Below are 14,411 nucleotides of genomic sequence, written 5' to 3'. Positions count from 1 at the left end.
GTTTTCATAGCTCAGAAAGGCACCGTACGCTGTACGGTGTTTTTTTTTGCTTGAAGCTCAACCGTAAAGAAAAGGGCTCTTATCCTGTAATAGGATTTTTGTCAGCTAGGTCTCTGAGCGGGTTCCGGCTATTTGCGGCCCAGCCAGTTTTCGGGGTTCAGGTTAGCGCTGTTGCGCCACACCTGAAACTGCACCTCACTGGTACCTTCCGAATCGGTATACACCGTCCCGATCTGCTGACGAGCCTGTACCGTCTGCCCTTCGCTGACCGATACGCTGCGGAGCTTGGCATATACGGTAAAATATTCGCCATGCTGCACCATCACAATGGTATTCATCCCCGGCACACTGGCTACAGTCAGCACTTTGCCCTCAAACACGGAGCGCACCGCCTCGCCCGAATTGGTTTGGATATCCACGCCGCGGTTTTCGATGACTACGTGTTTGAGCACGGGGTGCGGGTGCTTGCCAAAGCGCTGGGAAATAAACCCCCGGCTCACGGGCCACAGCAGGCGGCCGCGGTTATCGGCAAAAGAAGAGGAAAGAATAGCCGTTTCCGGCGTCAGCGTTACCCGGTCGGTACGCTCCACGGCGGCTTCACTTTCGGCCGTTTCGTTGCGGCCGGTCGCGCCCGGGCTGCGGCCGGAAGTGCTGCTGCGGCCCGCCGTATTTGACCGAGCGGCCCGCGCCGCCGCGGCCCGGGCAGCCCGCGCTATTTCCTCGCGTACCCGCTGGGCAATCAGGTTGTCTAGCCGGCGCACCGACTGTTGGCGCTTGGCCAGCTCCTGCTGCAGCTGTTGCTCTTGCCGGCTGAGCTGCGTAACTACCTGGTCTTGCTGGGTTTTAATAACGAGCAGGTTGCGGTTCTCACTCAGCTGGGTGTTGAGCAAGCTGGACTTCTGCTGGCGCTTGGCCGTGAGCCCCGTAAGCTGCTGGTGCAGCCGGGACTGTGTTTGACTAATCTCCGCGGCCTGGGCTTTGCGCACCTCGGCGTACTGGCGGACGTACTGCAGGCGCCGAACAAACTGGTTGAACGACTCGGCCGCAAACAGGAACATGATGCGGTTGTAGCTGTTGGCCGTCTTGGATGAGGCGTAAATCAGTCGGGCATACTCGGCGCGCAGCTGCTCCAGGTTCTGCTGGGTGTGCTGCACCTGCGTCTCCGTCTGGCGCACATCCGAGTCTAGGTACTTTAGCTCAGAGGATATGGTTTGAATGACGTTCTTCTGAACGGTGATTTTTTCCTTTAGCGCATTCAGCTGGCCCAGCGTGGCTTCTTTCCGCTGCTGGGTTTGCTGCAGAATGCGCGTGGTTTCCTGGATGCGCTTGAGAGCAGTGCGCTTCTCGCGTTCCAGCTGCGTGCGTGACTTGCTGGTGCGGCCCCGGCTGCGCTGCGCCCACGCGGGGCCGCACATCAACAGGAAGCCGATCAGCGCTAACGCCAGCCAGGCCTTACTTTTTCCGGGCATAATCTGAGGGCACCGAGAATGGAAAGGCAAGACGCTCTTTATCGACGTCTACGTTACGAAAGTTGATGGAAGCGGAGGAGGGCTTGGCCTTGGGCTGCTCAATCACCACGAGTAAAGCATTGGCAAACTCCTGGGGCAGGCGCTCCAGCGGCCGGAAATCGGAGAAGTCCACCGTAAACTGCAGCTGGGTGCTGTCGTCTTTCACGGCCAGCTTTTGCACCCGGCGCCGGGTGGTTTCCAGCAGTTGCTCCACCAGCAAGGCCTGTTGCTGGTACACTACTTTTTGCAGAGGCCCTTCCGTGCTCACGGTAGGGGAGGAGCCCGCCGGCGCGGCTACGTAGTTGCCCGCCAGCAACGCCTGCACCTGCTGAAAGGTGACGGGTACGTTGAAGCGCCGCCGCAACGCGGTGAAGTTGCCCGCAAAATACTCCCGATGCAGCCGGTCAATTACCTGCACGGAGTCGGGAGTAATGTGGGCCCGCATCACTTCGCCAATTACCGGCGCGGCTATGGAAAGCCAGATGAGGCTATCCTTGCGCATGCGCAGCGTGAGGGTAACGTTGGGAAGTTTGTCGCCGCCGGTTTCAATCTGTGCCTTGGCTTTGGCCGACAGATACCGGAAATCCAGGTTGGCAGCGTTGACGGCATCCTCGACCTTCGGCGCTTCTGCCCGCGACTGGGTAGGAATGGCTTTGCGGGTACAGGCCCCCAGTACAGCCATGAGCAACCCTATTACAAGCGGGGCGCAGCGTTTATTCATACAGTTTTCGGTCTTTAATCTTGCGGTCAATCAGCTTGGAAGCGCCTCCCTGGCGCTTGGCCTGCTGCCACTGTGCATGCGCCCCGACAATATCGCCAAGTTGATATAAAACGTCGCCATAGTGCTCCGTTACGGTGCCATCTTTGGTGGTACGCAGCGCCTTCTCCAGTTGGGTGCGGGCACCAGCGTAGTCCTTTTGCTTGTACAGCACCCAGGCGTAGGTATCGAGGTAGGTGTCGTTATCGGGGAACTGCTTTACCAGCTTGCTGGCCATGGCTTTCGCTTTGTCGAGCTTTTCACCGCGCAGGGACAGGTAGTAGCTGTAGTTGTTGAGCACCTGGGCGTTGTTGGCATCAAACGCCAGCGCCGCCTCATACGCGGCATCCGACTTCACAAAGTCTTTCAGCTCGTGGTAGGCGTCGCCCAGTTGAGTGTCAAACTGAGCCTGCAGCTCGGGGTTGTCGGCGGCCAGCTTGCGGCCATATTCCAAGGCTTTCACGCCCTTGGTAGCATTCTTGTTGAGCAACTGGGCTGCCCCGTTGAAGTACCAGAATACAGCTTGGTTTGGGAAGAGCTCCAGAGCCCGGTCAGTATGCACCAGCAGGGAATCGGTTTGCCCCAGCTCGGCGTCAATGCTCACGACTTGCTGCCAGAGCTGAAACTTGGAGCTGTCGAAGCGCAGGGCTTGCAGGTAGTTGTCCCGGGCTTCCTTGCGGTGTTCGGTCAGGGCCTGGATGTCGCCGGCTACGGCGTAGGCTTTGGCTTCCTTGGGGTGGACCCGCGTGGTAATGGCCGCTAACTCCAGGGCATTCTTCTCCAGGGTTGGGTTGGGAAGCTGCTTGATGAAGTCGACGAGGATGCGCACTTTCTGGTCGATGTCCAGCCCCGGGCTTTCGAAGGCCTGCTTCAGGTAGCGCTGCGACTCGACAGGGTTGTTCTGCTGCCGGTACACGTCGGCCAAAATCATGTGGGCCTGGGCGTTGCCAGGATCCTGTTGTAGGGCTTGGTTGGCAACCCGAATAGCGTCGGGGAGCCGGTTGTTGGCCGCGTACATTTCGGCCTGGGCCAGCACATAGCGCACTTCGTCGGGGTTGGCAGCAATTAGCGACTCACCTTCCTTGAGGGCTTGATCGAGCTTGTTCTGGCGCAGGTAGATCTGCTGGCGCTTAAACGAAACTTCATCCAGCGCCCCAAACTGCTTTTCGGCCTCATTCAGGGTGGTTAGTGCTTCGTCGAGCTTGTTCTGAGCCAGGTACAGGTCAGCCAGGTTAAAGAGGTAGTACCCGGAGTCGGGCACGTTTTTGATTAAGGTTGTATACACCTGCGCCGCCGCGTCGAACTGCTTTTGGGAGGCGTAGATCTGGGCCAGCAGCAGGTAGTAGTACGCGTTTTTGCCATCGAGCTGAATAGCCGTATTGGCAAAATTAGTGGCATCCTTCAGGTTGCCGGTGAGCAGATTGGTTTCGGCAATCTTGTAGTTGATAGCCGCATTGTTGGGGTTGATGCGGTAGGCCGCCAACAGCCGTTCGAGGGCCTTGGTGTAGTCCTCGAGCAGGGCAAACTTCACCCCCTCCACGAAGTAGGACTCACTCAGCTCCCGCTCTTTTTCCGTCAGCTCCCGCATTTGCTGGCGCGCTTCGGTTACGGCTTTCTGGTGCTTTAGCTCCCGCCTTTCTTTGCGCGTGAGCTTGCGCCGCGGCGGCTGAGCTACGCCCGCCGCTTGCGACCAAGCCTCGGGGGCAAGGAGCAATACCAAGGCCAGCAGAACAACAGCGCGAAAACGGAACATGGGGAGAAGAGGAAAAACAACGAAACGTAACGGCCACGGCAGCCCAGGAAGGGGCCTGTATAACACTGCCGTGGCCGAAAAGGCTCCGTCAAACGCGCAGGTTGTTGTAGTCGCCCAGGCTCAGGTCGGCCGGCGTGCCAGTGAGCGTGGCGTGGTTGCCAATCATGGAGTTGGTCACGTTGGCGTGCTGCACCGTGGCCGACTGCTGCACAATGGAGTTGGCTACCACCGAGTCGCGCACCGTCGACTGGTTGCCCAGGGAAACGTGTGGCCCTATCACTGAATTGTGTACTACCACGCCTTCGCCGATGTACACGGGCGGAATTACAACAGAATTGTGCAGCTGCGCCGACGACGATATCAGCTCTTCGCCGCGTTCCTGCAGGTACTCCAGGTAGCGCTGGTTGGTGTACACGGTAGCATCCTTGTTGCCGCAGTCGAGCCACTCCGTCACACGGCCGGGCACGAAGGTGGTACCCTTGTTTTTCATATTCTCCAGGGCATTGGTGAGCTGGTACTCGCCCTTGTCCTTGATGTCGTTGTCGAGCAGGTACTGCAGCTCCTCGCGCAGGTAGCCGCCGTCCTGGAAGTAATAGATGCCGATAATGGCCAAGTCCGATACGAACTCCTGGGGCTTCTCCACAAAATCGGTGATACGGCCCTGCTCGTCGAGCTTCACCACGCCGAATGGTTTGGGGTCATCCACGCGCTGCACCCAGATGGTGCCGGGCACGGAGGAATCGAGGGTGAAGTCGGCCTTGAATAGTGTATCGGCAAAGGCTACTACCACCGGGCCCGTCAGGGCTTCCTTGGCGCACAGGATGGCGTGAGCCGTACCCAGCGGCTCGTCCTGGTAATGAATAGTGCCCTTAGCCCCAATGGAGTCGGCAATGGCCAGCAGGCTTTTTTCAACTTCCGCCCCAAAGCGGCCCACAATAAACGCTACCTGATCTACTGGTTCGCCGCACACTTTGGCAATATCCTCTACCAGCCGCTGCACAATGGGCTTGCCGGCAATGGGAATAAGCGGTTTAGGTACGGTAAGCGTGTGGGGGCGCATGCGTTTGCCCATACCGGCCATCGGGACGATGATTTTCATAGAGTGGCTGAGTTTGAAAAGCGGAAAAGTAAAAGTATGTGTGGGTACGTACTACTGGAAAGGGGCGCTTGGGTTACACACCCGGCCCCATACGCCCTCTGTTTGGGAGCTACTGCACGCCGGTACTGCCGTAGCCGCCACTGCCGCGGGCGGTTTCGCTCAGTGCTTCAGCGGGCTGCCAGTCAATAACTTCGTGGCGAGCCACCACCAGCTGGGCAATTCGCTCCCCGTCCTGCACCAGAAAGTCAGTGTCAGAGAGATTGACGAGCAATACCTTCAGCTCGCCCCGGTAATCGGCGTCGATGGTACCGGGGCTGTTGACGATACCGATGCCGTGCTTATACGCCAAGCCACTGCGGGGCCGCACCTGCACCTCGTAGCCTACCGGAATTTCGAGGAAAAGACCCGTAGGAATAAGGGCGCGTTGCAGGGGCTTCAACGTAACGGCCTCTGCGAGGTTGGCGCGCACGTCGAGGCCAGCCGCGTGGGCCGTCTGGTATTCAGGTAGCGGGTGGTGAGAACGGTTGATAATGGGAATGAGCATGCAGCAAATGTATTGATTACAACCCCACAAGCTGCCAGTGCCCGCGGAGAAGTATGACGTTATTGCCGATACCGGCCTAGCCCCGCACCAGGCGCTGCGGCTTTTCTACCAGCACCAGCGCCGCTACGAAGGCCAGGCTGAGCAGCAGGTGCCACCCGTGGCGTAGCCAGTAGGCCTCGGGCTGCACCAGCCACCCCAGCGCCACCAGCGCCACCGCTGCCAGCAACCAGAGAAGTAGCCGCGCCACGGGGTAAGGCACGGGGAAATGCCGCTCGCCCAGCCACCAGCAAATAGCCGCCATCGTAAAATAGCAGGCCAGCGTAGCCAGGGCCGAGCCCATGTAGCCCAGCACCGGAATCAGCAGGAAGTTGAGGCCAATGGTAAGCACGGCCCCGGCGCCGCCAATATACGTGCCGTAATAGGTTTTATCGGTGAGCTTAAACCACACCGACAGGTTCCAGTACACGCCCAGAAAGAGGTTGGCCAGCAGCAGCACCGGCACTACGGCAATGCCCTGTCGGTATTCGGGCCGGCGCAGAAACGCCCAGGCAAAATCCTCAATGTTCAGGCTGATGAAAACAAAGATAACGGCGCAGCAAAGTGTAAACCACTTGAGGACCAGGGCAAACGTTCTGGGGGAATTCTTTTCGGTGCTCTGGGAGAAAAAGAAGGGCTCCGCGGCGTAGCGGAAAGCCTGGATAACCAGGCTCATGAAGATGCTCAGCTTGTAGCAGGCCCCGTAAATGCCCACCGCCGTGAGGCTGCTCTGGCCGGGATAGAAGTTTTTGGGCAGCCACTGGGGCAGCAGAATCCGGTCCAGGGTTTCGTTTACCATCCCGGCCAGGCCCATCAGCATAATCGGGTAGGCGTAGCGCAGCATGGCGGCCAGGGGCGTAGCGTCCAGCCGAAACCGGAAATCCAGCAGCTCCCGGCCCAGGAGCAGCAGCGTAAAAGCACTGGCCGCCAGGTTCGACAGGAAGACATACCCAACGCCGATGGATGGGTCGTATACTTGGGTTACCAGCGGCTGTAACCCGGCCAAGTACTTGCCCGCCAGCACATCGGGGCAAAGCACGATGAAGAACAGGTTCAGGCCTACGTTCAGCAGGATGTTGGCCACCCGGATGGTGGCAAAGCGTCGGGCCTGGTTTTCGAGGCGCAGGCGGGCAAATGGAATAGCCGCCAGGGCATCCAGCCCCAGGATCAGGGCCAGCCAGATGGCGTACCGCTCCCGGCCGGGCGGCAAATCCAGCAGCTGCATCAGCGGCCGGGCCAGCAGCACCAGCAGCCCTGTCAGGACCACGGTACTCACTACTACCTGGCTCATCACCCGGTCGTAAAGCAGGCGGCGGTCGGCATCCGGGCGGTTGGCAAAGCGGAAGAATGTCGTTTCCATCCCGTAGGTGAACACGATGTTCAGAAACGAGACGTAGGCGTAGAGCCCCGTCACAATGCCGTATTCGGCTGCCACAAACCGGGCCGTATAGATAGGCACCAGCAGGTAGTTGAGTACGCGTACCAGAATGCTGCTGATGCCGTACACGGCCGTTTGACTGGCCAGCTTTTTGGCGACGCTCAAATGCAGAAGGAAATCAGGTGAACAGAGAAGAAAGGCGGCCACGTCCCATTTGGCCGGTTGTGTTTACAGCCGACTAGCGGCCCGTAAATACGGCCGGGCGCTTTTCTAGAAAGGCACTGGTGCCCTCCCGGAAATCGTCCGAATCGAAGCAGCGGCTGAAGGCATTGGCTTCGGCCTGATAGCCTTGGCGCTCTTTGTCGTAGGCCGCATTCACGCAGTCGATTACCAGCCCAATGGCTATTGGTGCCTTGCTCAGGATACGGGTGAGCAATTGGCGGGTGAAATCCAGCAGTTCGCTTTGCGGCACTACGTGGTTGACTAGGCCCAGGCGCAGTGCTTCGTCTGCCTTGATGATGTCGGCCGTCATGAGTAGCTCCAGGGCTTTGCCTTTGCCAATCAGCTGCGGCAGGCGCTGGGTTCCGCCATATCCGGGCACCAAGCCCAGGTTGACTTCCGGCTGGCCGAAACGGGCATTTTCGGCAGCTATCCGAAAGTGGCAGGCCATGGCCAACTCGCAGCCACCACCCAGGGCAAAGCCATTGACGGCAGCAATAACGGGTTTGGTGCTTTCTTCAATCAGGGCAAAAGCTTCCTGCCCAAACTCCGCGGCCTGGCGGCCGGCCACATCGTCCAGCACCGTCAGCTCCGCAATATCGGCGCCGGCTACAAAGGCTTTTTCTCCGCTGCCGGTGAGGATAATGCCGCGCACCTGGGCATCGTTCAGCGCCGTTTGCATGGCTTCGCGCAACTCACCTATGGTGGCGTTGCTCAAGGCATTAAGCTTGGTAGGGCGGTTAATGGTAAGCGTCAGAATGCCGCTGGCCGCGTCGAGGTCGTAGAGCAGGTTGGCGAAGGAGGGCATAGAAGCAGAAGATGGGTGAGGAATGGACGGGCGCAAAGATAGAGTAAAAGGCCACGTCCGGTGAGGGCGCCTGAATAGGCTACCGTGGGGTTATTGAAAAACATCTATATTCAGCCGTAACATCTTCTAACCATCTAAAACCACTGTTCGCGTATGGGCTTCGTCTCGGAATTCAAGGAGTTTATTTCGAAGGGCAACGTGCTGGATCTGGCCGTAGGCGTCATCATCGGGGCCTCCTTCGGGGGCATCGTTAAATCACTGACCGACGATATCCTCATGCCGGTGCTTACACTGCTCACGGGCGGCTTAGACTTCAAAGACTGGTTTATTGCTCTGGATGGTAATTCCTACAAAGACCTGGCGGCTGCCAAAGCGGCCAGCGCCTCTACCTTGAACTACGGGCTGTTTCTTAATGCTGTTATTGCCTTCCTACTGATGGCTTTTGCCATTTTCTGGCTAGTAAAACTGGCTAACCGCTTTAAGAAGCCCCAGGAAGTAGTGGCCGTAAACGACCCAGGGCCCACCAAAGAACAGGTGCTGCTGATGGAAATCCGGGACGCGCTGAGGGCCCGGTAGCCCAAGCTACGTCACCAGCATAAGCGCGGGGGCCTGATGTACGCGTGCTTTGTCCGTAAGGCCGTGCTTGTCAGGCGAGTGAGTTGCAAGAAGGGATGTGGAAGTCCTAAAATTTGAACTACCTTCGCACCCAAGCCGTTAGAGCGAAAAATGGCTGCTACCCAGTGCGGTAGCGCCATTTTTGTATATAGGCATCTCATTTTATCAAAATAGCATGAAGAACCTGGTAGCGGCTTTGGTAGTGGCCGCAGGCATAGTCGGCTTTACAAGTGAAGCCCATGCCCAGGCTGATGCCCCACAAGGGCCTGCCGGACCTGTATTTGAAGCGCCAGCGGCCCAACAAAAGGCCCCGCGCAAGCGGAAGGCCTCGGCCAATGATATTGCTCGTATGCAGCGCCGGATGGCTATGAATCCTGATCAGGCCAAGCGCGACCAGCAAATAGAAGTGCTTGAAGCTCGGGCGGGTGGAAGTACTAGTATGGGGCGGGGTACTTCCCGGCAGTATGAAAGCGGCAATGGGGGATTCGTGGTACGCCGTTTCCGCGATAAAACGGGTTCCGCCACGCAGAAGCGCGGTCAGACCCGCCCGGCCCCGGGCATCAACCCCAAAGGAAAACCTTTGAAGCATAAGAAAGCCAAGCGCTTCTTGTTCTTCAACGCTTAATTCGTAGGTAGCCCACAAAAAAAATCCCCGAAACATCGTTTCGGGGATTTTTGCTTTCACAACGAGGTGAAGCCACCGTTCGCCTCCACCAGGTCATAAAAGGAGCAAGCTCCAGCAAGTCATATTCACTTGCTTTACTTATACCTCAGCCACTGGAGCCAGGGTGGCTACGGAAATCAATGCAATAACTCTATAGCGTAATTCGGAGCGAGTACCAGTACACCAGCTGGTACTTTGCCCGGCTTATAGCTTAATAAACTCAGTGCGCTGGTTAAGGCTGTCGAGGCCCGTGGAGGAATCTGTTTCCAGGGGCTTGGTGCCTCCGTAGCCTTTCGTCGTCAGGCGCGCTGCATCTACCCCGCCGCGTACCAGCGCAGCCCGAACGGCATCGGCCCGGCGTTGCGATAAGGTGAGGTTAGTGGCTGCATTACCTTCCCGCAGCGTGTGCGCTTCAATCCGAACTTTAACGTCGGGGTTAGCGGCCAGCGTATTGGCCAAAGCCCGAACAACTGGCTGGGACGCTGCCGTGATGGTAGCCGTGCCGGGCTCGAACTGAATGCCGTGGCAGACGATTTTACCATCGGCCAGCAGGGTGCTGTAGTACTCAGTGGTAGCTTCGTTGGTTTTGCGTTCCACGGCAGCTTCGGCTTTTTTGCTGAGGCGGTCAGCTACTTTTTGTGAAGCCTTGTCGGCCAGTTTGTCTTCAACTCGCCAGAGCAGGCCTAACTGGGCTTGTGCCGGCGCGGCAACTAACTGCAGGACTATCCACAGCGTGCAGAATGACAAGAGCGTTTTCATAGCTAAAGGCAGGAAAGGTGGTAAGGCGGAGCTTTGCTAGGCTTGAAGGAATTGTAAACTGGGCCGTATCAGCGTGGATAGGGTAAAAGCCTCTTTACACTAGAAGCGCACCGAAGCACCGATCTTCAGATAAGACATATCGTACCCAGCCTCAGCAAATGCCCCGATTTTGTCGGTGACATAGTAACGAGCTCCAAGGAAAAGGCCGCTGGTTACGTAGGTACCACCCCAAGCGTTTGAGTCGGCGTACCCATAGTTGTCTGAATAATTTTCAATGCGGGCACCAAGGGCAAGACCAGCGTAGGTATCCAGCTTCTCGTTGTCAGTGAAGTTGTAGTGATAAGTGCCGCGGACTCCTACATAAATATTGCTCCAGGTAGCCTTGTAGTCGCCGGAGCGCCAAGTATAAGCCTTATAACCAACCATAGCACCTACCCCGATAACGCCTGGGCCTAAGCCCTCATACATTCCACGCTCAACTGATAAGCTGAGGGCTGGAATAGACTTCCCGGTGCCTCCCAGCAGGCCATAACCATAGCCTAAGCCTACACCCAAGCCCAAATTGGCAACCGTTGAGCCTTTGCCAAAGGTTTGAATAGAAGCAGAAGCGCTGCTTTCCTTCGTTGGAGCCGCAGCCTTAGTGGCGGTTGGTTTGGCAGTAGCGGCTGGAGCAGCAGACTCTGTTGCCGGCCGGGCCGTAGCAACGGGCTTAGCAGTAGTGGTAGTTGGCTTAGCTGCCGCAGGTTTGGCCGCTGGCTTAGCCGTAGTAGTGGTCGTACGCGCAGCTGCAGGTTTGGCAGTGCTTTTAGCAGCTGGTTTTGTTTGAGCCAGAGCGGTGGTAGCCAGGCAGGATACAGCCAGGCAGAGGGTAAGTGCTTTCATAGCAGCAGAGTGAAGAGGGCAGAAACGGATTATGGTCGAACACGATGAGTACAATTCGTTCGTGTTGTGATACAAAAGTACCGTGTGCCCCTGCCTGCGTCAATCGCATGATGATGTGAGCAGCATTAAGTAGGTATGCTCAAAAGCCTGCTGAACCTATCACCAGCCGAGATATCAGTTGCGCGATGCGCTGATTACCCGCTATTTATGTGATGCAGTGGCTGCCTCGGTAAACAAAAACCCCCAACCTGCTAGCAGGTTGGGGGTTCATAACCAAGTGTATCAGGCCTTACAGCGTACGTTTCACTTCTTGCTCTTCAAAGCCCTCAATGTTGTCGCCTTCGCGCAGGTCATTGAAGCCTTTCAGCGAGATACCGCACTCGTAGCCCTGGCGTACTTCCGACACGTCGTCTTTGTAGCGCTTGAGGTCCTGGATTTCGCCCGAGTGTACCACAATCCCGTCGCGCACGAGGCGCACCTTGGTTTTGCGGGTGAAGGTGCCGTCCGTTACCATACAGCCGGCAATGGTGCCCACTTTGGTAATGTTGAACACCTGACGAATCTCGGCATTGGCTACTACAACTTCTTTCACCGTTGGTGCCAGCATGCCTTCCATTGCATCCTTCACCTCGTTGATGGCGTTGTAGATAATCGAGTAGAGGCGGATATCGATCTGCTCCTGCTCGGCCAGCTTGCGGGCACTCAGCGAAGGACGAACCTGGAAGCCAATGATGATGGCGTCGGAAGCCGAAGCCAGCAGAACGTCGGATTCCGAAATGGCGCCCACACCCTTCGAGAGGATGTTTACGGCCACTTCCGGCGTGCTCAGCTTCAGCAACGAGTCGGCCAGTGCTTCTACCGAGCCGTCCACGTCGCCTTTCACAATGACGTTGAGCTCCTTGAACGAGCCAATTGCCAGACGGCGACCAATTTCGTCCAACGTGATGTGCTTCTTGGTGCGCATGCTTTGCTCACGGGCCAACTGCTGACGCTGCGTAGCCAGTTCACGGGCCTCACGCTCCGTCTCCATCACCTGGATTTTGTCGCCGGCCTGCGGGGCGCCCGTCAGACCAAGTACTTGCACCGGCGTGGCCGGGCCGGCCGTCTTCATCTTCTTGCCGCGATGGTCGGTCATGGCCTTCACACGGCCAAAGTGCGGACCTGCCAGCACGATGTCGCCGACGCGCATGGTGCCCGTCTGCACCAGAATGGTGGTTACGTACCCCCGGCCTTTGTCCAGCGAAGCTTCGATAACGGTACCAATGGCGTTGCGGTCAGGGTTGGCTTTCAGCTCCAGAATCTCGGCTTCCAGCAGGACTTTCTCCAGCAGGTCGTCAATGCCCAGGCCGGTTTTGGCCGATACTTCCTGGCTCTGGTACTTACCGCCCCATTCTTCTACCAGCACGTTGATTACCGACAGCTCCTCGCGGACCTTATCGGGATTGGCGCCGGGCTTGTCAATCTTGTTGAGTGCAATAACGATGGGTACCCCCGCCGCTTGGGCGTGGTTGATGGCTTCCTTCGTTTGGGGCATCACCGAGTCATCGGCCGCTACCACAATAATGGCAATGTCCGTGACCTTGGCACCCCGAGCACGCATGGCGGTAAACGCTTCGTGACCCGGTGTATCGAGGAAAGTAACCCGCTTGCCCGACTTAGTCATTACATCGTAGGCACCGATGTGCTGGGTGATACCGCCGGCTTCGCCTTTGGCCACACTGGCACTCCGGATATAGTCAAGCAACGACGTCTTACCGTGGTCGACGTGACCCATGATGGTGACGATAGGAGCCCGGGGCTGCAGGTCTTCTTCGTTGTCTTCAACTTCGATAACGGTATCCTCTTCCTCAGCGCTCAGGAATTCTACGTCGTAGCCAAATTCATCCGCAATAACGGTAATGGCTTCGGCGTCGAGGCGCTGGTTGATGGATACGAACATGCCCATGTTCAGGCACACCTTAATTACCTCGTTTACCGACACGTCCATCAGAGACGACAAGTCGTTAGCCGAAATAAACTCGGTTACTTTCAGCGTCTTCGAGTCAAGCTCGTTTTGCTGACGAGCTAGCTCGCTGGCTTCGGCCACACCGGCCCGCTTGTCGCGGCGGTACTTGGCGCGGTTCTGCTGCTGACCACGGCCGCCGCTGAGCTTGGCCAGCGTAGCCTTGATCTGCTCCTGAATCTGCTTTTCGTTTTGCTCCGGCGTAAGTGCGGGAGAAGGCTGGCGCTGACCGCCACCCTGGCCGGGCCGCTGGTCGGGGCGCGGACCGCGCTGGTCGCCCGGGCGGCCACCACCCTGGCCTGGGCGGCCACCCTGGCTAGGAACTACCGGCCGGTTCTGACCTGTATTTGGTCCTGCATTCTGATTGTTGCCTCCAGGCGTGCCAGGTACTGGCAGCCGCTGGCGCTTCTTCTTGGCATCAGCACCCAAGCCGCTCTTACGAACGTCGGAAGAAGCTACGGGGCGTGGGCCACGGCCTCCACCACGGCGGGAAGAGTCAACGGGTAGTTCGATTTTGCCCAACACCGTGAGGCCTTTCAGCTGGTCAGCTTTGGCTACGATGGTACCGGCATCCTCTGCCGCCTCCGATGCTTCTGCCTCAGGCTGCGGAGCAGGTGCTGGCGCAGCCACGGGGGCTGGGGCCGCTGGCCGCTGTTCGGCAACTGGAGCAGCCGCCAGCGGCGCTTGCGAGGGACGTGCTTCAGTTGGAGCAGGTGCAGGCGCCGGAGCTGCGGCTGCCGGCGTAGGCGCTACAGGTGCAGCCGCAGGAGCCGGAGTAGGCTCAGGCTTGGGAGCGGGAGCTACTTCGGCCACCGGCTGAGGAGCCGGCGCGGGTGCTAGTGTAGGCTGAGGCGTAGCAACGGGAGCCGCTGCAACGGGGGCCGGCACGGGGCGCGGGGGCACCGGGCGGCCTTTAGCATCCAACTCAATTTTTCCCAATACTTTCAGGCCCGGCGCCTTCGGGGCTTCGACCACAGGGGGCGTAGCGGCAGGTGCGGGAGCCGGTTTAGGCTCTTCGGCGGGCTTGGGAGCGGGAGTAGCAACCGGGGCGGGAGCAGGAGCCGGTGCCTTGGGAGCCTGGGGCTCTGGCTTGGGCGGATGTGCTTCAAGCTCACTCTGGCGCTTGGCCTGGGTGAGCTTAACGGCATCAATTTTATCCTGTGCTGAAGAAGCAAATTCTCTCTCCAGCAGTCCTACCTGCTCGGCAGTCAGCTTCGTGGTAGGCTTATTGTCTACCTGATGCCCTTTTTTAGCCAAGGTTTCTACCACCGTGGCCATTCCAATATTCAGGTCTTTGGCTGCCTGCTGTAGCCGTTTAGGTGCTGCTTCCGCCATTCTATGCTCGCGAACGATACTCTTAATCAGTTGCAAAGGTACTATTTAAATC

Annotated in this window: 12 protein-coding genes; 1 reads left to right on the top strand and 11 read right to left on the bottom strand. The window is 58.1% G+C overall.

From position 1 onward, the window contains the following. Nucleotides 1-128: 128 nt before the first annotated feature. The 7 genes from HER32_RS08440 to HER32_RS08410 form a co-directional block, all read right to left on the bottom strand. Nucleotides 129-1,469, bottom strand: coding sequence for a murein hydrolase activator EnvC family protein (locus HER32_RS08440; protein ID WP_232066446.1), 1,341 nt, complete (start codon nucleotides 1,467-1,469; stop codon nucleotides 129-131). Continuing rightward, on the bottom strand, nucleotides 1,453-2,229 hold the full coding sequence (locus HER32_RS08435; protein ID WP_168681549.1) for a DUF4292 domain-containing protein: 777 nt from the start codon (nucleotides 2,227-2,229) through the stop codon (nucleotides 1,453-1,455). The genes HER32_RS08440 and HER32_RS08435 overlap by 17 nt, the downstream gene beginning before the upstream one ends. Beyond that, entirely contained in the window at nucleotides 2,222-4,018 is a 1,797-nt protein-coding gene (locus HER32_RS08430) for a tetratricopeptide repeat protein (RefSeq protein WP_149069539.1), read from the bottom strand. Before HER32_RS08430 ends, HER32_RS08435 begins: the two co-directional genes overlap by 8 nt. Before the next feature lie 88 nt (nucleotides 4,019-4,106). Continuing rightward, the gene (locus tag HER32_RS08425; protein ID WP_168681548.1) at nucleotides 4,107-5,117 is read right to left on the bottom strand and encodes a sugar nucleotidyltransferase; all 1,011 of its coding nucleotides are present in this window, start codon (nucleotides 5,115-5,117) and stop codon (nucleotides 4,107-4,109) included. Nucleotides 5,118-5,226: 109 nt separating this feature from the next. Beyond that, nucleotides 5,227-5,661 carry a dUTP diphosphatase gene (gene dut, locus HER32_RS08420; protein ID WP_168681547.1) on the bottom strand — a complete coding sequence of 145 codons (435 nt, stop codon included), beginning with the start codon at nucleotides 5,659-5,661 and terminating at the stop codon, nucleotides 5,227-5,229. A gap of 76 nt (nucleotides 5,662-5,737) precedes the next feature. Further along, a complete protein-coding gene (locus tag HER32_RS08415) occupies nucleotides 5,738-7,240 on the bottom strand; it encodes a polysaccharide biosynthesis C-terminal domain-containing protein (RefSeq protein WP_168681546.1) in 1,503 nt (500 codons plus the stop codon). Between the two features lie 73 nt (nucleotides 7,241-7,313). Next, nucleotides 7,314-8,102, bottom strand: coding sequence for an enoyl-CoA hydratase/isomerase family protein (locus tag HER32_RS08410; protein WP_149069535.1), 789 nt, complete (start codon nucleotides 8,100-8,102; stop codon nucleotides 7,314-7,316). A 153-nt stretch (nucleotides 8,103-8,255) separates the two neighbouring features. On the opposite strand from HER32_RS08410, the gene mscL reads away from it, so the two are divergent. Continuing rightward, nucleotides 8,256-8,678: a large conductance mechanosensitive channel protein MscL gene (mscL, locus tag HER32_RS08405; RefSeq protein WP_149069534.1), complete on the top strand. Its 423-nt coding sequence runs from the start codon at nucleotides 8,256-8,258 to the stop codon at nucleotides 8,676-8,678. Between the two features lie 196 nt (nucleotides 8,679-8,874). Here the strand turns inward: mscL and HER32_RS08400 are convergent, their stop codons facing one another. The 4 genes from HER32_RS08400 to infB form a co-directional block, all read right to left on the bottom strand. Beyond that, a complete protein-coding gene (locus tag HER32_RS08400; RefSeq protein WP_168681545.1) occupies nucleotides 8,875-9,402 on the bottom strand; it encodes a hypothetical protein in 528 nt (175 codons plus the stop codon). A gap of 183 nt (nucleotides 9,403-9,585) precedes the next feature. Further along, nucleotides 9,586-10,140, bottom strand: a complete 555-nt coding sequence (locus HER32_RS08395) for an OmpA family protein (RefSeq protein ID WP_149069532.1) — start codon at nucleotides 10,138-10,140, stop codon at nucleotides 9,586-9,588. 99 nt (nucleotides 10,141-10,239) lie between these two features. Beyond that, on the bottom strand, nucleotides 10,240-11,097 hold the full coding sequence (locus HER32_RS08390; RefSeq protein WP_168679483.1) for a porin family protein: 858 nt from the start codon (nucleotides 11,095-11,097) through the stop codon (nucleotides 10,240-10,242). A gap of 214 nt (nucleotides 11,098-11,311) precedes the next feature. Next, the gene (gene infB / locus HER32_RS08385; RefSeq protein WP_168681544.1) at nucleotides 11,312-14,359 is read right to left on the bottom strand and encodes a translation initiation factor IF-2; all 3,048 of its coding nucleotides are present in this window, start codon (nucleotides 14,357-14,359) and stop codon (nucleotides 11,312-11,314) included. Between the last annotated feature and the right edge of the window lie 52 nt (nucleotides 14,360-14,411).

This window comes from Hymenobacter sp. BT18 (assembly GCF_012273015.1).
Classification (GTDB): domain Bacteria; phylum Bacteroidota; class Bacteroidia; order Cytophagales; family Hymenobacteraceae; genus Hymenobacter; species Hymenobacter lutimineralis.
The sequence above is the reverse complement of the archived record's forward strand: the minus strand, read 5'-3'. Positions and strand labels throughout refer to the sequence as shown.

Coding starts and splice junctions, on each gene's coding strand:
- HER32_RS08440 (WP_232066446.1), bottom strand. CDS start 1,469: ATGCCCGGAAAAAGTAAGGCCTGGCTGGCGTTAGCGCTGATCGGCTTC.
- HER32_RS08435 (WP_168681549.1), bottom strand. CDS start 2,229: ATGAATAAACGCTGCGCCCCGCTTGTAATAGGGTTGCTCATGGCTGTA.
- HER32_RS08430 (WP_149069539.1), bottom strand. CDS start 4,018: ATGTTCCGTTTTCGCGCTGTTGTTCTGCTGGCCTTGGTATTGCTCCTT.
- HER32_RS08425 (WP_168681548.1), bottom strand. CDS start 5,117: ATGAAAATCATCGTCCCGATGGCCGGTATGGGCAAACGCATGCGCCCC.
- dut (WP_168681547.1), bottom strand. CDS start 5,661: ATGCTCATTCCCATTATCAACCGTTCTCACCACCCGCTACCTGAATAC.
- HER32_RS08410 (WP_149069535.1), bottom strand. CDS start 8,102: ATGCCCTCCTTCGCCAACCTGCTCTACGACCTCGACGCGGCCAGCGGC.
- mscL (WP_149069534.1), top strand. CDS start 8,256: ATGGGCTTCGTCTCGGAATTCAAGGAGTTTATTTCGAAGGGCAACGTG.
- HER32_RS08395 (WP_149069532.1), bottom strand. CDS start 10,140: ATGAAAACGCTCTTGTCATTCTGCACGCTGTGGATAGTCCTGCAGTTA.
- infB (WP_168681544.1), bottom strand. CDS start 14,359: ATGGCGGAAGCAGCACCTAAACGGCTACAGCAGGCAGCCAAAGACCTG.